At 30.7% G+C, this 17,716-nt stretch carries 19 protein-coding genes; 9 read left to right on the top strand and 10 right to left on the bottom strand.

The window, feature by feature from the left end:
- Position 1: 1 nt before the first annotated feature.
- Positions 2-1,654 (bottom strand): hypothetical protein, encoded by a 1,653-nt coding sequence (locus tag ABXT45_RS04805; protein ID WP_415312974.1) that lies wholly within the window; start codon positions 1,652-1,654, stop codon positions 2-4.
- Complete coding sequence (locus ABXT45_RS04810; RefSeq protein WP_415312975.1) at positions 1,651-2,622, bottom strand: membrane dipeptidase; 972 nt, start codon at positions 2,620-2,622, stop codon at positions 1,651-1,653. The genes ABXT45_RS04805 and ABXT45_RS04810 overlap by 4 nt, the downstream gene beginning before the upstream one ends.
- Before the next feature lie 114 nt (positions 2,623-2,736).
- Here ABXT45_RS04810 and purE point away from each other — a divergent pair, with 114 nt between their 5' ends.
- The 4 genes from purE to ABXT45_RS04830 all read left to right on the top strand — a co-directional run bounded on the left by purE (position 2,737) and on the right by ABXT45_RS04830 (position 5,088).
- Complete coding sequence (purE, locus tag ABXT45_RS04815) at positions 2,737-3,228, top strand: 5-(carboxyamino)imidazole ribonucleotide mutase (protein ID WP_415312976.1); 492 nt, start codon at positions 2,737-2,739, stop codon at positions 3,226-3,228.
- 9 nt (positions 3,229-3,237) lie between these two features.
- Positions 3,238-4,284 carry a 5-(carboxyamino)imidazole ribonucleotide synthase gene (locus ABXT45_RS04820; RefSeq protein ID WP_415312977.1) on the top strand — a complete coding sequence of 349 codons (1,047 nt, stop codon included), beginning with the start codon at positions 3,238-3,240 and terminating at the stop codon, positions 4,282-4,284.
- An 11-nt stretch (positions 4,285-4,295) separates the two neighbouring features.
- The gene (locus tag ABXT45_RS04825; protein ID WP_415312978.1) at positions 4,296-4,763 is read left to right on the top strand and encodes a GNAT family N-acetyltransferase; all 468 of its coding nucleotides are present in this window, start codon (positions 4,296-4,298) and stop codon (positions 4,761-4,763) included.
- 118 nt (positions 4,764-4,881) lie between these two features.
- Positions 4,882-5,088, top strand: a complete 207-nt coding sequence (locus ABXT45_RS04830; protein WP_006998008.1) for a cold-shock protein — start codon at positions 4,882-4,884, stop codon at positions 5,086-5,088.
- Positions 5,089-5,169: 81 nt separating this feature from the next.
- Here the strand turns inward: ABXT45_RS04830 and ABXT45_RS04835 are convergent, their stop codons facing one another.
- A complete protein-coding gene (locus ABXT45_RS04835) occupies positions 5,170-5,928 on the bottom strand; it encodes an alpha/beta fold hydrolase (RefSeq protein ID WP_415312979.1) in 759 nt (252 codons plus the stop codon).
- Positions 5,929-5,987: 59 nt separating this feature from the next.
- Here ABXT45_RS04835 and ABXT45_RS04840 point away from each other — a divergent pair, with 59 nt between their 5' ends.
- The 3 genes from ABXT45_RS04840 to ABXT45_RS04850 are packed head-to-tail and all read left to right on the top strand — an operon-like array spanning position 5,988 to position 7,574.
- Positions 5,988-6,335, top strand: a complete 348-nt coding sequence (locus ABXT45_RS04840) for a cupin domain-containing protein (RefSeq protein ID WP_415312980.1) — start codon at positions 5,988-5,990, stop codon at positions 6,333-6,335.
- A gap of 48 nt (positions 6,336-6,383) precedes the next feature.
- Positions 6,384-7,130, top strand: a complete 747-nt coding sequence (locus ABXT45_RS04845) for an aspartate/glutamate racemase family protein (RefSeq protein WP_415312981.1) — start codon at positions 6,384-6,386, stop codon at positions 7,128-7,130.
- Between the two features lie 3 nt (positions 7,131-7,133).
- Entirely contained in the window at positions 7,134-7,574 is a 441-nt protein-coding gene (locus ABXT45_RS04850; RefSeq protein ID WP_415312982.1) for a hypothetical protein, read from the top strand.
- Here ABXT45_RS04850 and ABXT45_RS04855 read toward each other — a convergent pair.
- Entirely contained in the window at positions 7,564-7,875 is a 312-nt protein-coding gene (locus tag ABXT45_RS04855) for a hypothetical protein (protein ID WP_415312983.1), read from the bottom strand. The genes ABXT45_RS04850 and ABXT45_RS04855 overlap by 11 nt on opposite strands.
- A 112-nt stretch (positions 7,876-7,987) precedes the next feature.
- On the opposite strand from ABXT45_RS04855, the gene ABXT45_RS04860 reads away from it, so the two are divergent.
- Complete coding sequence (locus ABXT45_RS04860; RefSeq protein ID WP_415312984.1) at positions 7,988-8,839, top strand: DMT family transporter; 852 nt, start codon at positions 7,988-7,990, stop codon at positions 8,837-8,839.
- 4 nt (positions 8,840-8,843) lie between these two features.
- Here ABXT45_RS04860 and ABXT45_RS04865 read toward each other — a convergent pair whose 3' ends face one another.
- The 4 genes from ABXT45_RS04865 to ABXT45_RS04880 are packed head-to-tail and all read right to left on the bottom strand — an operon-like array spanning position 8,844 to position 13,949.
- A complete protein-coding gene (locus ABXT45_RS04865) occupies positions 8,844-9,431 on the bottom strand; it encodes a sarcosine oxidase subunit gamma family protein (protein ID WP_415312985.1) in 588 nt (195 codons plus the stop codon).
- Positions 9,428-12,424, bottom strand: a complete 2,997-nt coding sequence (locus ABXT45_RS04870; RefSeq protein WP_415312986.1) for a sarcosine oxidase subunit alpha family protein — start codon at positions 12,422-12,424, stop codon at positions 9,428-9,430. The genes ABXT45_RS04865 and ABXT45_RS04870 overlap by 4 nt, the downstream gene beginning before the upstream one ends.
- Before the next feature lies 1 nt (position 12,425).
- Positions 12,426-12,692, bottom strand: coding sequence for a sarcosine oxidase subunit delta (locus ABXT45_RS04875; protein ID WP_415275150.1), 267 nt, complete (start codon positions 12,690-12,692; stop codon positions 12,426-12,428).
- A complete protein-coding gene (locus ABXT45_RS04880; RefSeq protein WP_415312987.1) occupies positions 12,693-13,949 on the bottom strand; it encodes a sarcosine oxidase subunit beta family protein in 1,257 nt (418 codons plus the stop codon).
- 127 nt (positions 13,950-14,076) lie between these two features.
- On the opposite strand from ABXT45_RS04880, the gene ABXT45_RS04885 reads away from it, so the two are divergent.
- Positions 14,077-15,762, top strand: a complete 1,686-nt coding sequence (locus ABXT45_RS04885; RefSeq protein ID WP_415312988.1) for a formate--tetrahydrofolate ligase — start codon at positions 14,077-14,079, stop codon at positions 15,760-15,762.
- A 2-nt stretch (positions 15,763-15,764) separates the two neighbouring features.
- On the opposite strand, the gene ABXT45_RS04890 is transcribed toward ABXT45_RS04885, so the two are convergent.
- Both ABXT45_RS04890 and ABXT45_RS04895 read right to left on the bottom strand, forming a co-directional pair.
- A complete protein-coding gene (locus ABXT45_RS04890) occupies positions 15,765-16,556 on the bottom strand; it encodes a glutamine amidotransferase-related protein (protein WP_415312989.1) in 792 nt (263 codons plus the stop codon).
- Positions 16,553-17,716, bottom strand: a complete 1,164-nt coding sequence (locus ABXT45_RS04895; RefSeq protein ID WP_415312990.1) for an iron-containing alcohol dehydrogenase — start codon at positions 17,714-17,716, stop codon at positions 16,553-16,555. Before ABXT45_RS04895 ends, ABXT45_RS04890 begins: the two co-directional genes overlap by 4 nt.

Raw genomic sequence — 17,716 nt, forward strand, 5'->3', positions numbered from 1 at the left:
ATTAATTATAAACCCAATGTTCATCATAGTTTTTTAATTGCTCTGGTAGGGGTGCTCCTTGAAACATGCATATTCTTAACCATTTATCAGAACGTGGATCAAATTTTAATGCTCCAAAAAATGATAACTTTAATCTCAGCATATCAATAGGCATTATTTTTTGACCAATGGTATTATCTTGTATTTCAGAATAAGGAAATTTTTCTACTATAAATGCTCTCCTAACAACGTGTCTTAATTCATTGTTAGTCGATAAAAATTTAGCAATAGTCCAGCTATTTTTAGTAACCGATAACAATTCATAAAGTTTTTTAATGTCTCTTGCAATTGCTAGAGGTTGTTCTAACTCAGCGCCCACTTCATCAAATCTATTTGCTAGTCTAGGCTCTTCTTTATTTTTTGAAATAAACCAAAAATTTAAATTATTTTCATCTTTAGTAAAATCTATAGTTAGGATATCTGGATATTTTTTTTCTAAAATTAGCTTTAAGTCTTCTACTGTTCGCTCTGTTGGAATATTAAAATATTTTTCTTCTTCAGAACTCATTTCTTTAATTAGCGGAGACGTTATATCGTCATAAGGTTCCATCATCATTGAGACAACATATTCAATACATTCTTCACAATATTCTTTTTCTAAATAAAGATATAATTCATTAAAAGCATAATTTTGCTCAAAATTAAAATCGTTATCTAGGTAGATAATAAATTTATTAAGATCTTTTAATAAAGATTTAATCTTGTTTATTTGATATTCGCTTTCAGTATTCCAAGAAGTGATATTCTTTATTGATTTTTTTAAACATTCTAAAAATAAGTTTTTGTCTTTCTCTGATATTGTTTTTATTTCTCTTACCTTTTTTAAAGAAATCTCTCTTGCTGAAATCCAATTATTTAAAAGTGTTGGATGGTTAACAATAAATGGAGCCATTCCTAACCCTGTAGAATTTCCTATTCCTAAGCTTTTACAAATATTTACATCAAGACTTACAGCTTTTTTTGGGTTCTTACTTTTTGCAACGTGATTAACCTGATCAAAAGTAAATTGCCTAACTAAATAAACCAACATCATCTCCAATCTAAAAGGCCCGTATATTTCTTCTCGGTCTTTAATTCTAAACCTATCTGCTAAGCCAAATTTACCTGACCCATAAACTGCAGTTGTTCTATATAAATAACCAACACTAGATAATAAATCATTATCAGGCTGCTTACCTTCGCTTAAACATTCAACCACATGATTGAAAACTCTAACTGATTTATTGGCTCTTGAAAGGGTTAACTCTTTATACGAAAGTCTGCCAAACTCTTGTCTTGGTACTTCGTTTTGTAATCTTTCAATATCTCGTTTTAAAGGAACACCATCAAAAAGTGTAAAAGCTGCATCCCATTTAGTAGCTATAACCCTGTCTGATCTTTCATTTTCATCCAATTCATTTGCAAAACAAATTAATGAATACACTCTATTTTTTTTCTTAAATGAATAAACTGCAGTACCATAACCATGTTCATTTAATTCAAATAAATCTCTTTTATAATCCCAATCTTTAAACTCTTTTAAAAAACTTCTTAAAAATGAAAGTTTAGATTGATGAAAAGACCCTAGCCTTGATAATTTCATTACTACATTAGGGTCTCTTAAGGAGATATTCATTGGTTCATTTCTTTGTAAAAATTGTACCAGTTGTTTCCAAGAATTCCATTAACTTCACTTTCTGAAAAACCAACCTTTTTAAGTCCTGACTCTAAGTTTTCAAATCCTCTTGCATCTAAAAACCAATCAGGTTGTTTTGGAAAACCAGGTTTGTTTTTTGATCCTTCTCCATAATTTTTGCTTTTAGTCCAAGTACCATTTCTCATCCACTCAACAATAGTATCTGGTTGGTTTAAACAAAGATCTGAACCAATTCCAATTTTTTCAACTCCCATAATCTCAGCTGTCTTAGCTGTCATTTCACAAAAGCTTTCTAAAGAACAACCAGTTCCACCTTTTAAATGGTGAGGATATAAAGATAGACCCAACATTCCTTTATGTTCAGATAAAATTTTTAGCAGTTCGTTTGACTTGTTTCTCTTAGCTGGATGCCAAAATGATGGGTTTGCATGAGTTATTGCAATTGGTTTTTCACTTATCTCGATTGCATCAATTGTACTTTTTTCTGCTGAATGAGACATGTCTATTACAAGACCTAGTCTATTCATTTCTTCAATTACCTCTTTGCCAAAATTAGTAACCCCACTATCTATTGCCTCATAGCATCCTGTCGCTAGTAAGGACTGATTGTTATAAGTAAGCTGCATAAACCTACACCCTAAATCATAAACTTTTTCAACTAATCCAATATCATCTTCTATAGGTGAGCAATTTTGAAAACCAAAAAAAACTGCAGTTTTATTTTCAGATTTAGCTTTCTCTATATCCTTAAAACTTTTGCCATGAAAAATTAAGTCAGAATTTTCTGAAAAGTGATTTTCCCAGTTTTTTAATACTGTTTTTAGCTCATCAAAATCTTCGTGATAAACAATGGTTACATGGATTGCATCCAGTCCTGCTTGTTTATTGATCTGAAAGATTTCTCTAGACCAGTTACAATATTGTAAATTATCAATTTTAAAATTCATTGTGATCTTATTTGTTTTAAAGAATATCAATAAGATAGATAAATTCTATTAATTTTATTGAAATTTTAGACTTAATTTGAAATAACAATTTACGTTAGAATAAAATTACAACAAATGACTAAAAATAAATTAAAAAAAGTATCGATTGTTATGGGTAGTCAATCTGACTACAAAACCATGCTATTTTGCCAAAATATTCTTAAAAAATTAAATATAAAATTTGAATCAAAAATTATATCAGCTCATAGAACCCCTAAGAGAATGTATGAATTTGCTGTTAATGCTGAAAAAAATGGTATCGCAGTAATTATTGCTGGAGCTGGTGGATCTGCACATTTACCAGGAATGATTTCAGCTCTTACATCTCTACCTGTACTAGGAGTTCCAATTGAAAGTAAAAAGCTAAAAGGACTTGATAGCCTGTTATCCATTGCACAAATGCCAAAAGGAATACCTGTTGGAACATTAGCAATTGGAGAAGATGGTGCAATTAATGCTGCTTTGTTAGCTGCATCTATTATCGGTCTTAGTGATTTGACTGTCAAAAAAAAATTAAACCAGTTCCGTTTAAGTCAAAGCAAGTCTGTTAAAAAAAAACCAAAATAGTTTTAAAATATGTCTAAACCAACTCTTGGAATTATAGGTGGAGGTCAGCTAGGTAGTATGCTTGCTATTGCTGCAAATAAACTAGAAATTAAAACAGTTATTTTTTGTGATGATATTGATGCTCCTGCACAAAATTTTTCTAATGATTTTGTACATGGTGAATATAATGACCAAAATAAGATTAATGAGTTTTTGAATAAAGTTGATGTTGTCACCTATGAATTTGAAAATATTCCATATGAAACATTAAATGAAATTAATAAGATAAAGCCTGTTTTACCAAAACCTTCTGTAAATAGAATAATTCAACATAGATTAGCAGAAAAAGATTTTATCAATAATCTAAATATAAGAACTACCCAGTATGTATCTATTGAAAAAAAATCTAATATAGACTCAGTTGAAGATTTACTGCCAGGTATACTTAAAACTACAACACTAGGGTATGATGGCAAAGGGCAACACCTAATTAGTAGTTTAGAAAATTTAGATTCGATTAATATTGATTATTCAAAAGGTTATATTTTAGAAAAATTAGTAAAATTAAAGAAAGAAATCTCAATAATTATTACAAGGTTTGATATTCAGAAATATGAAATTTATGAACCCATTGAAAATGTACATGAAGATCAAATTTTAAGAAATTCTAAAATTCCAGCCGAGATTAGTGATAAAATATTAGAGCAATCAAATCTGTGGGCAACTCAAATTTCTGAAGAATTAAAATATATTGGAACTTTATGTGTTGAATTTTTCATTGATAGGAATGACAACCTTTATGTAAATGAGATTGCACCAAGAGTTCATAACTCTGGGCACTTAACAATTAACGCATATAATGTAAGTCAATTTGAAAATCATGTAAGAGCAGTTTGTAAGCTAGAACAAATACCTCTTAAAAAAATATCGAATGCAATGATGACAAATATAATTGGTGACCAAATTACTAATTACAGAAATAAAGAACACAATGAAAATGAATTTTTCTTTGATTATCTTAAGAAAGAAATTAAACAAAAAAGAAAAATGGGACACCTAACAACCCTTCTTAAGTAGATATTACTCAAATGTTAAAATCAATCGAAGGAAATTTTGATAATCCAGAAGTTCATGAGTTTCTCATCAATCATTTCATTGAGTTAAGATCTGTATCACCTGAAGGAAGTGCTCACGTACTTGATATAGCTGGATTAAAAGACCCATCTATTAAATTTTGGAGCCTATGGAAAGAAAATGACTTAATGGGTAGCGGTGCATTAAAATTCCTAGATAAAGAACATGGTGAATTCAAATCTATAAGGGTTAGTGACAATTTTAGAGGCAAGGGAAATGGCACAAAAGTCATAAATCATCTAATTAATGAGGCAAAAAAACTTAATATTAAAAGATTAAGTTTAGAAACAGGTGCTGGTGACTTCTTTTTAGCTGCTAGAAAATTATTTAGTAAGTGTGGTTTTGAGCCCTGTGAGCCCTTCTCTCATTATAGAAAAGATATCAACTCTATTTATATGACCATGCTAATAAGCAACAAATAAGTCTTTAATTATTTAATCTTTTAAATTTAGTTGACAAAACCTCAATAAATCTAAACAAAGCGTGAATTACTTAATTATAAGTAATAAAAGTAACACAATAAAAAGTAAGAAGATAAATATGAGTCTACAAGGAAAAGTAAAATGGTTCAATCCAACTAAAGGTTTTGGTTTTATTGAAAGAGAAGATAAAGAAAAAGATGTATTCGTTCACGTTTCAGCTGTTAGAGATGCTGGTATGAACGGTTTAGATGAAGGTCAAGCTTTGACTTTTGAAGTTGAAGATGGTCCAAAAGGTCCTTCAGCGGTAAATTTAAAAACTGCATAATATTCACACTTTCTATTGGCTGCGATTTTTTAATTAAATTAATTTTTTAATTATTTAGCTAAATATTTCAGCCAATACCAATCAGTTTTTTTTAAGAAATTCACTCACTATTGTATTAAATTCATCCGGCTTCTCTAAATGAACATTATGAGAGCAACCATCAACTATTCTAAGATCACTATTTGTAATATTTTCTTTTAAAGTTTCTACTTGATTTAAGTTATAGGCTTTATCTTGATCTCCCCAAATTATCAAAGTTTCGTTCTTAATATTTTTTAAATTTTCAATACCACTCCAATTTTTCATAGCAACAAGTGCATTGTCCGCGGCCTCTAAAGAAGTTTGCTTACCCGCTTCTTTACATAAATAAAAATATTTAGATTTTTCCCCTTCAATGAACCATGTTTTTGCAATTCTATAAGCTGTATTATCCAGTCCATTAGTTTTAAGCTTTTCTCTAGAAACATCTATAGTTTCAAATCTACCAGGTATATTTCCTCTAGGTCCTGTACCATAACAAATTAACTTTAAGATTTTTTCATCTGCTAACTTAACCATTTCTTGTACAATCATGCCACCCATTGAGTGACCTAATAAATAAAAACGTTCTATTTTCTTTTTTTCTAAACTTGTCAATATGGATTTGGCCATACTTTCAATTGAATTACATGATTTGACTTTATTACTTTTTCCAAAACCAGGTAGTGCTGGAGCTAAAACTCTAAAATTCCTTTTAAAAAAGTCAGTTTGTAAAGTCCACATCTCAGAGGATCCTAAAAAACCATGAACTAATACCAGTGGAATACCACTTCCCACATCTTCGATAAATATATCTTGCATATTTATATTTTATTAATAATCATCAGATATAACAATTTAATAATAAGTAACTGACAAGTATGACAAATAGAAAAATAACTAACCTTTACGATGTTGAATTCACTCCATTTGATAATTATGGGGTTGTTGTGCCTGGAATGAGCTGGCATAAAATTAGTTATAATAAAGAAAATGGTGGTAATGGAACCTATCTTTTAAAGATGGAACCAAATGCAAAAAGTTTACCACATATGCATACAGGCTTTGAGGAATTTTTGATGTTAGATGGGGAACTAACTGATCCAGATGGAAAAATTTTTAAAAAAGGTGATTTTATATCTTTTGAACCAGGTTCAAAACATTCATCACACACAATAAATGGTTGCTTGGTTTTAGTCTTCATGAGGGGTATTAATCAACCCTTGTAAAATGAAAGCAGAACAAATTTATAACAATATTAAAAAGTATTAATAATTATGATTGGCATATTAGGAGGAATGGGAACACAAGCTGGGCTTGATTTTTGCAACAAGCTAGCAATGCTTAATAGAGGCAAGATTGATCAAGAGTACCCTCTTTTCATGCTTTATAATAAGTCCAATATACCTGGAAGACCAGAGTCAATTGGTGTTCAGGCTAAAAGGTTTACAGACCTTCCTAGAAATTTAAAAAATAATTTAAAATATAATAAGGTTCTTAAAAGCTTACTTGAGGGTTGCAGATCACTCGAGAAAAGTGGTTGTAAATTTATTGTCATACCCTGTAATACTGCTCATTATTGGTATGAAGATTTAAAAAAAAAAATAAGAATTCCAATCATAAATATGCCTAAAGAAGTTTTTTTATATACTAAAAAAATTTATAAAAAAAATTCAAAGATTGGACTTCTTGCTACGGAAGGAACGTTAAAAACAAAGATATATGAAAAACTATTTAAAAATAACTATAAATTAATTACACCTATTCATGATTTACAAATTAAATCAGTCAATAAAACTATCAAGCATGTCAAAATGGGTAATATAAAACTAGCTGAAAAATCTATTAAACCAGCTATTAATTATTTAGTTAAAAATAATTGTAAGAAAATTATATTGGGTTGTACAGAACTACCTATAGCTATCTTTGCATTTAAATCATTGAAAAATGTAAAAATATCAAAACTATATTTAGATCCAAATTTAATATTAGCCAATGCGGCTATGGCAAAATATAGAAAATAAAGGATGCTTCCTAAAGTCAAAAAACCTTATGTTATTTATTTAGCTGAAGTTATTTATAAAGATATAGCTGATATTAAAAAAAATAATTTAGATATTTCTAACATAGATGCCATTGAGGGTTTTATAGGCACAAAAAAATATGAAGAAATAAGCAGAGGTAAGTTTCATGATGATTGGTTTGAATATTTAAAAAATAATAAATTTATTGATAAAGATAGTGGAGAGAAAATACCAGATGAAACTATTAAACTTTTAAACGTACAGAAAGATGCCACAGTAAAACAGTTAATAAAGTATCCAGAACTATATTATGCTAAAAGTTCTTTTCCACTTGAAATTTCTCAGCGAGCTTTTGATTTTTTATGGAGAATGTGTGAAAGTTATGAGCTATGGTGTAAAGAAACTGGGCAATCAGAACAACTTTTATTGAATATTACTGATTAGCTAGGTTTAAGATATTGCTTTTTTTTTCAATTTTATCTTTAACTAACACAAAAAATTCATCATGAATTTCTTCTTCTTTAACTGTGGTATTATTACTATCTAAAAAACTTTTAACATTTTCAGTTGGTGTTTTTCCTGTCATTTTTTTTATAGCTTGACTAGATCCATAAGACAGCCCAGCTTGATATACATTTCCTGTGCTAGCAACTGTCATAGCTGGTCCTAAAAATGCAGTATTTTGCAAACATCCAGTAAGAAAACACATAGCAAATGCGCTAATAATTATTTTATTTAGTATCATATACACCCCTTAAGTATTGTTTATGCATTTTTATAAGCAACTCAAGGTCAAATATACTCATTTTGGTTAATAATAACTAAAAGTGAGTATAAATTTACCTTATAAGACAAAAATGATTAAAGTTTACCCGTTCATTTTTATTATTTTATGGTCCTCAGCTTTTGTGACAACAAAGCCAATAATAGACAATAGTGATCCCTTTTCAGCATTAGCCTTTAGATTTTTTGTTGTAGCTTTTGGTTTCTTTATTTTTTCAATTTATGCAAAGCAAAAAATCTTAACTAACACTAGGAACCTTCTACAGTCACTTTTCAGTGGGGTGCTTTTTCATGGTATTTATTTGGGAGGTGTTTTTTATTCAGTTTCAATCGGAATGCCAACAGGTATTGCTGCATTAATTGTTACCTTGCAACCAATTTTAACTAATGCTTTAGCAGGAAAATTTTTAGATGAAAAAGTTACTTTCAAACAATGGATTGGTGTGATCCTTGGATTTATTGGAGCTGCTTTAGTTTTGGGTTTTGATATTGGGTCAAGCCTTCCTGTTTTTGGAGTAATAGCTTCTTTTGTTGCTCTGATAGCTATTACAACTTCTACGTTGTGGCAAAAAAAAATAAGCAATGATTTACCTTTGTCTGTCAGCAATATGTATCAAGCAATAGGTGGTTGTCTTTTTCACATAATAATTATTTTAATTTTTAGTGAACCTTATATTAATTTTACATCCACATTCTTAATAGCAATGAGTCACCAGATATTTCTTGTATCTTTTGGGGCATTTACAATCTTAATGTTTTTAATCAAAAATAACTCAGCAAGTAAAACTGTTTCTATATTTTTTTTAATACCACCAACTACAGCAATAATGGCATGGTTATTTTTAAATGAAAAATTAAATAATTTAGATCTAATTGGTTTTGCTGTGGCAACTCTTGGTGTTTATATTGCAACAAGAAAGCAATAAATTTTTAAACCCCTTTATAGCCAAACTCTAAGCAAGCATCAGTAATTGAATGATAAAAAGATTCACCAAAACTTCTTAATGTGAATATTCTAACTTTGTCTGGATTGTCATCAAGCATATCAATTGTAACTGACATTTCGTTATAAGTTGAATTTAGACAGGTATTTTTTTTTAATTCATTAAAATTAAAAGGGCATCCCTTTTTTAATATCTCTTTTGTATTTTTTCCCTCTATTTGAATTATTGCTCTGCTATGAGATATATTTGTTATAGCAAAATCTGTATCAACTAATTTTTCATTAATTTCTTTTAAAATTTCTTTTTTTGAAGAAACTAAAAGCCAGTTATTTGGGCCATTCCATAAAATTCTTGTATTAGCGTTACAGCTTATATTTAGAGCTTCATTTTTTAAGTTCAGATCATCTAACTTAATATTTTCAATAGCTGTTAAGGAACTCTTATATTTAACTATTTGAATGATTAAAAAATCACTTAATTCACTTACTTTTAAAAACTCATTATCATTTTTTCCTTCATGGTCACCAAATAGTCCTTTGATATGAGTATTCTTTAATGCAGAAATTGAACTCATGATCTTACCCTTTCACCTTTTGGATCAACATAATGGGATGAAACTATCTCTACTGGTATTGTTTTATTTTTTAAAGGTGACATTGCAAATAGTTTTTGTCCTATCATATTTTTTCCATCCTTAAGAATTGCTAATGAAAATGGATTATCGTATTCAACACTCCAACAAGATGCAGAAATATATCCTAATTTAGGATTTGGTATCGGAGCCATTGCATCTTTAACTAAATGAGACCCTTCAGGGATACTTGTTTTCTTATCAATTGGAACAACACCTACTACTTTTTGTCTATCTTCTGCTATAAATGCTTCTCTATCTAATGAGCGTTTACCTATGAAGTCTTTCTTTTTACTGACCAATCCTTCTAAAGAATTGTCATAAGGAATGGTTCTACCATCAAGTTCTGATCCTGCAATGTGACCCATTTCAATTCTTAATGTTGATAGAGCCTCAGTTCCATAAGGTTGAATTTTAAATTCTTGTCCTACTTCCATTATTTTCTCCCACATAAAGTTTCCATTGTCAGATTCGACATTAACCTCATAAGCAAGCTCTCCTGAAAATGAAATTCTAAAAATTCGTGCATGAACTCCAAATAAATCAGCTTCTTGATACCCCATAAAAGGTAAACCTTCGTTAGTAGCATCAATATTTGGAAATAGTTTTTGTAATAAGTCTCTAGATTTTGGCCCAGCAATTGCAGCTCCTGCCCATTGTTCTGTAGTTGATATTACATTTACATTTAGTTCTGGCCATACAAGTTGTAAATAATACTCAAGATGAGATAAAATATTTGCTGCTTGTGCTGTTGTTGTTGTCATATGGTAATGATTTTCAGAAATTCTCGTTGTTGTTCCGTCATCCATAACAATTCCATCTTCTCTTAACATTACACCGTACCTTGCTTTACCAATTGGCAGTTTTAACCAAGCATTAGTGTAAACTCGATTTAATAATTCTGCTGCATCAGCTCCTTTAATATCAATTTTACCTAAAGTAGTTACATCACATACACCCACATTTGTTCTAACATTTTTAGCCTCTCTTTTTGAACCTTCAAGTAAAGTTTCTTCTCCAATTTTGTAATATCTTGGTCTCAACCAAACACCTGCATCTACAAACACTGCATTATTTTTTTCATGCCAAGTATGCATTGGTGATTTTCTTGTTGGTTTAGAATGTTTGCCAACTTCTCTTCCAACAATTGCACCAATGGTAACTGGTGTGTATGGAGGTCTAAAAGTTGTATGACCTACCTCTGGTACTATTTTATTTTCTATATTTGAAACTAGTTGCAAACCATTGAGGTTACTTGTTTTTCCTTGGTCTGTGGCCATTCCTAGAGTTGTATATCTTTTTACATGCTCAATAGAACGATAACCTTCTTTTAGTGCAATTTCTACATCAGAAACAGCTACATCATTTTGAAAATCTAAAAATCTTTTATATGTTTTGCCTTTAGGTAAAGGTACACACCAAAATTTATCATGTGTAGTTGATTTTTTCTCCATAACTGTTGGTGATGATGTTTTGTTATTATTATTAGTAATTTTTCTTGAAATTTCATATCCACTTTCAAATGATTTTTTTAAAGTTTCTTCTAAAGTAAAAGTTCCATTTGCAGCACCTAATGTTGTTTCATTTTGTTTTGATAGTCCAGGTACAAACGCATCTATATCTTTATTGAAGGTAGTTTTGTTTCCTGACTGAGACGCTAAGTGAATTGTTGGTGTCCAAAAACCTGAAACACAAATACAATCACAATTAATATTTTCTAAAGTTCCTAATTCATTTTTATCATCTGAAATTTTAGCAACCTCAGCAGATTTAACTTTTTTATATCCTTTAGCAGCAACTACTACGTAAGAAAATTTAATTTGAATATCTAATTTTTTTGCTTCATCTATGATCTCTGACTTAGGTTCTTTTCTTGTATCTAAAATAATCGGATCAACACCATTTTTTTTAAATTCTATTGCCGTTTCATATCCACTGTCATTATTTGTAAATATTAAAGGTTTTTTACCAACTAGAACTCCATAGACTTTTAAATATTCTTTTGCTGCAGAAGACAGCATCACGCCTGGTGTATCATTATTTCCAAATACTAAAGGCCTTTCAATTGACCCTGATGAGATTAAAACTTCTTTAGCTCTAATATACCAAAGTCTTTGTTTAGGATTGTATTTTTTAGTTTTAGGTAGGTGATCACTTAATTTTTCTGACATCACTAACATATTATGATCGTAGTAACCAAATACTTGAGATCTATTTTTAACAATAACATTAGGCATTTCTTTAAGTTCAGAAATAATATTTTCTGCCCATTCTTTTCCTGTTTGATTTCCAATATTAACTTCACTTGTTAATAAAGTTCCCCCAAATCTAGGTTTATCTTCTGCTAAGATTACTCTTGCTCCATTTTTAGCAGCAGCATATGCGCTTGCTAACCCAGAAGGTCCTGAACCTGCAATTAGTAAATCACAATATTCATATTTATGTTCGTATCTTTCTTTATCATGTTCAATTGAAGCAACTCCAAGTCCTGCAGCTTTTCTTATAAATGGTTCATAAACTTTGTACCAAAAACTTTTTGGCCACATAAAAGTTTTGTAATAAAATCCTGCTGGAAGAAATACTTTTAATAAATTATTGATAGCACCGATGTCAAAATTAACACTTGGCCAACAATTAACACTTGTTGCTTCCAAGCCTTCAAAAAGCTCTTGTTCTGTTGCTTTTACATTTGGTTCAGTTTCGTTATTTCTATATAATTGAACAATTGCGTATGGTTCATCAACCCCTGCACCAAAAAACCCTCTAGGTCTATGATATTTGAAGCTTCTTCCTATTAAATGAACTCCATTAGCAAGTAATGCTGATGCTAAGGTGTCACCCTCATAACCAAAGTAAGTTACACCATTAAATTTAAATGAGATTTTTTTATCTCTATTTATTAGTCCTATATTATCTAATCTATAATTTTGCGTCATATTAAATATCTTCGCTTGCTTTAACTGTTTTAAATATTTCGTGAGTTGCGGTGTCTCTTTCTACTTTAATCCACTGTCTACATCCTGATATATGTTGCCATAGCTCTTTGTGTTTTCCTCTTAAGCTTTTTCTATTGTAGACGAAATTATTCCAATCTTGATCTGAAACTTCCTTATTAAGTTCTGGTCTTTTAACAGTTGCATCGCCACCATATGAAAATTCATTTTGAGATCTCATCCCACAGTGAGGGCATTTAATATGAAGCATTTATGAGATCCATGTTTTGGTTCCAAGTCCTTTTTCATCTAACAAGTGACCTGTATTAAATCTACTCAAACTATATCCAGCATTTAATTTATGAACTCTATCTTGAGCAATTGTATGTGCAAATGTCCATCCTGATGCAGGTGTCGCTTTAAAGCCACCATAACACCATCCACAATTTAAATATAATCCTTCAATATGAGTTTTATCTATTATGGGAGAACCATCCATAGACATATCCATTATCCCACCCCACGTTCTAAGCATTTTTAATTTACTAAGAAATGGCATCATTGCAATTCCTTCTGTTAAAACATGTTGAAGTGTAGGAAGATTTCCTCTTTGCGCATAACTATTATAACCATCCAAATCTCCTCCCATTACCATTTCACCTTTGTCGGACTGACTTATGTAAAAATGGCCTGCACCAAAAGTTACAACTCTATCTAAAACAGGTTTAACTGGCTCTGAAACACAAGCTTGTAAAAGATGTGTCTCAACTGGTATTGTCATATTTAATTTTTCTGCTAAAATATTTGTACTACCTGCAACACATAGTCCAATTTTCTTAACTTTAATATCTCCACGCGAAGTTCTAACTCCTTGAATTTTTCCACCTACAACATCAAAGCCTGTTACTTCGCAATTTTGAATTATATCCACCCCCATTGAATCTGCTTGACGTGCATAACCCCATGCAACAGCATCATGTCTTGCTGTTCCAGCACTTGGTTGCATTAGTGCGCCAAATATAGGAAATCTTACATCGTCAGAAAAGTCAGCCATTGGAATAATTTCTTTTACCTCTTCTCTATTTAATAAAACTGCATCGATACCATTTAATCGCATTGAGTTTCCTCTTCTTGTGTAAACATTCATTTGAGCATCAGAGTGAGCAAGGTTAATAATTCCTCTTGGAGAAAACATTACATTGTAATTTAGATCCTGGCTCATTCGTCTCCACAGATCCATTCCAAACTCACTGAACAAAGCATTATCGTCGTGCATATAATTTGATCTAATGATTGTGGTATTTCTTCCAATGTTTCCACCACCTATCCATCCTTTTTCAATAATGGCGACATTGGTAATATTGTGCTCTTTTGCTAAATAATATGCGGTAGCTAAACCATGGCCACCACCACCAATTATGACAACATCATACTCTTTTTTAGGAGTAGGATCTTTCCAGGCTAAATCCCAATTTTGATGACCAGAGAAAGCATTTTTGATTAAATTAAATATAGAATATTTTTGCATAAAATAATTTTATACAAACGAATATAAATAGTTCTTATTTTTTTTATATATATTTTTTAGAAGTTTCCAAAAAATTAAAATAGGATATCAATTGAGCATTAAAAAATAAATCTTATAGGAGTTTCAAATGAGCGAAGTTAAGTCAGACATTCAAATAGCTAGAGAAGCTAAAATGCAACCTATAAATGATATTTTAGCCAAGATAAATGTACCAGATGAAAGCTCAGCTTTTAGTCCAATGGGCAGACACATTGCAAAGATTAACTTAGAATATTTAGATACTTTAAAAGATAAACCAAATGGAAAACTTATATTAGTAACAGCGATCACTCCTACTCCAGCTGGTGAGGGTAAAACTACAACTTCAGTTGGCTTAAATGATGGATTAAACAAAATTGGAAAAAAATCTATTGTTTGTTTAAGAGAACCAAGCCTTGGGCCTTCTTTTGGAATGAAAGGTGGAGCAGCTGGTGGTGGTTATGCTCAAGTGGTTCCAATGGAACAAATTAATTTACATTTTACTGGAGATTTTCATGCAATAACATCAGCTCATAATTTGTTATCAGCATTAATTGATAATCATATCTATTGGGGAAATAAATTAGATATCGATGTTAGAAGAATTGTTTGGAAAAGAGTAATGGATATGAACGATCGTTCTTTAAGATCTATAAATATTAACTTAGGTGGAGTTGCAAACGGTTTTCCAAGAGAAGATGGCTTTGATATAACTGTTGCATCTGAAATCATGGCAATCTTTTGCTTATCAAATGATTTAGAAGATTTAGAAAAGAGAATAGGAAATATTACAATTGCCTATACTAGAGATAAAAAACCAGTTTACGCTAAAGACTTAAAAGCACACGGTCCAATGACTGTATTATTAAAAGATGCTATTAGACCTAATGTTACTCAAACTTTAGAAAACAATCCTGCAATTATTCATGGTGGACCTTTTGCTAATATTGCACATGGTTGTAATTCTGTAATTGCAACAAAGACTGGGCTAAAACTTGCTGACTATGTTGTAACAGAAGCAGGATTCGGTGCAGACCTTGGTGCAGAAAAATTTCTTGATATTAAATGTAGAAAATCAGATTTAAAACCTAGCTGCGTTGTAATTGTTGCAACTATTAGAGCTTTAAAAATGCACGGTGGAGTAGCAAAAGATGATCTTAAAAAAGAAAATGTAGAAGCTTTAAAAAAAGGTTTAGTTAATCTTCAAAGACATGTGGAAAATGTTAAAAAATTTGGTTTACCGGTTGCAGTAGCTGTTAATCATTTTATTAAAGATACAGATAATGAAGTAAAGGCTTTAATAGAATTTTGTGACACTATTGGTGTTAAAGCAAGTCTCTGTACCCACTGGGCAGATGGTGGTGAAGGCACAAAAGAGCTTGCAAACCATGTTGCTGAATTATGTGAGAAAAACGAAGATAAATTCAAATTTTTATATGAAAGTAAAACTCCTCTATTTAAAAAAATAGAAACAATTGCAAAAGAAATTTATAGAGCAGATGAGGTTATTGCTGATACTAAAATTAGAGATCAATTAAAAAGCTTTGAAAATGAAGGTTACGGAGATTTCCCAATTTGTATTGCAAAAACACAATACAGCTTTTCAACAGACCCAAGCTTAAAAGGCGCACCAACAGGTCATGCTTTGCCAATTAGAGAAATTAAACTCTCTTCAGGAGCAGAGTTTATTGTTGTGATATGTGGTGCTGTTATGACTATGCCTGGACTACCAAGAATTCCAGCAGCAGACTCGATTAAGCTGAATAAAGATGGTGAAATTGAAGGTCTATTTTAAAATTAGTTCTTTATATAATTTAGCCAATTTCTAACTTCATATGTTCTATCATTGAAATTCAATAATTCATTTTCGGATTTTATATATGAGACATGATTTTCATACTCTTCTTCATTTAAAAAATTTTTATTTACAAATAATCGCTCTTTACGACCATTAATAAGATTAAGCATCTGAAAATATTCATAATCAGGATGATATTGTAAGCCGATAATTTCTGAGCTTCCTGCATTAAAGCTAACACCCATTACATTGTTAACTTTGTCACTTGATAAAAGAGTAGTATTTTTTGGCAATTCACTTACTTCATCAAAATTGAATGCTGGTGAGGTAAAAACTTTTTTTTTATCTTTGTATATAAAGTGTTTTTCACCTTCATTGTTAATAATTACATCTGATGCAATTCCAATATGAGCACCATTTTTTCCAGGATTTACTTTACCCCCAGCTGCTGTTGAGCAGACTTGTAGTCCCCAACAAATTGCTAAAATCTTATTTTTATGATTAAAGCAATTAGATGCAAAATTGATATGTTTCTTAATGACATCTGTCATATCATTTATTCTCATTGCACCACCAGTAAACACAATGCCATTATATTTACTCATATTTTTTAGAGCACTCGTTGTCTCATCATCATGACCAGGATTTATGATTTCTGTATTTGTTGATGGCTCTATCTTTAAAATTAAATTTTTTAAATTATCTGCTGCAGAGGCACCAGCTGCTTTAATAAAAAACTCACTATCTTCTCTAATATTTCCTTCAACAATTAAAATATTTAAATCACTCATTTAAACAGTTCACCCGTCATACTGTGCTGGTACATTATCCTCATATCATCTAAAGTTAATTTTTTCGGATTTCCTCCAGTAGATGGATCAGCTAAGGCCATTTTTGATAATTTATCAATATCAAAATCCTTTTCATCAATCACTTCTGATAATTTATGCGGCATATCTAGTTTTTTTCTTAAATCTAAGACCCAGTTAACAAAACCATCAAAAGATCTTTCTTTAAGTTCTAAATAATCACAAATCTTTATTATTTTCTTTTCAATTGCATCTTTATTAAAAGTTAATACGTAAGGCATGAATATCGCATTGGATAAACCATGATGAATATTATTTAAAGCATTTACTGGATGGCTTAATGAATGAATTGCCCCCAACCCTTTTTGAAATGCTGTTGATCCCATGCTTGCTGCTGTTAACATATTTTGTCGTGCTTCAATATTTGATCCATTGTTAAATGCTTCAAATAACCATTCATTAATTAGCCTCATACCCTCTAAAGCGATTCCATCAGCCATTGGGTGATATCCTGGTGCACAATATGCTTCCAAGTTATGAGCTAGCGCGTCCATACCAGTTGCAGCTGTAATCTTTGCAGGTAAACTAAGTGTTAATACTGGATCTAAAATAACTATTGAAGGTAAAAATTTAGGATGAAAAATTATATTTTTTACACCGGTTTCTTCATTTAAAATTACAGATGCTCGTCCTGTTTCCGATCCTGTTCCAGCAGTTGTTGGTACAGCAATAATTGGTGCAATTTTTTCAGAGTTCGCTTTAGTCCAATTATCACCAACATCTTCAAAATCCCAAATAGGTAAGGTTTGGCCTGACATAAATGCAATAGCTTTACCAACATCTAAGCCACTACCCCCTCCAAAAGCTATTACTCCATCACAATTATTTTTATTATAATAATCAGCACCCTCAGTTACATTGGTGCCAGTTGGATTACCCACAACATCTGAATATAATTCAGCTGAAATACCACCTTCTTTTAAATTCTCTAGAACATTGATTACAATTTTTGATTTAGCAAGACCACTATCAGTCACTAACAATGGTTTATTAATGTTTAAATTTTTGCAAGCAATACTTAGATCTTTAATCCTATCCTTTCCAACCCACATGGTTGTTGGATAATTCCAATTTGACTTCAT

It is taken from the genome of Candidatus Pelagibacter sp. Uisw_106, from assembly GCF_047724975.1.
GTDB lineage: Bacteria > Pseudomonadota > Alphaproteobacteria > Pelagibacterales > Pelagibacteraceae > Pelagibacter.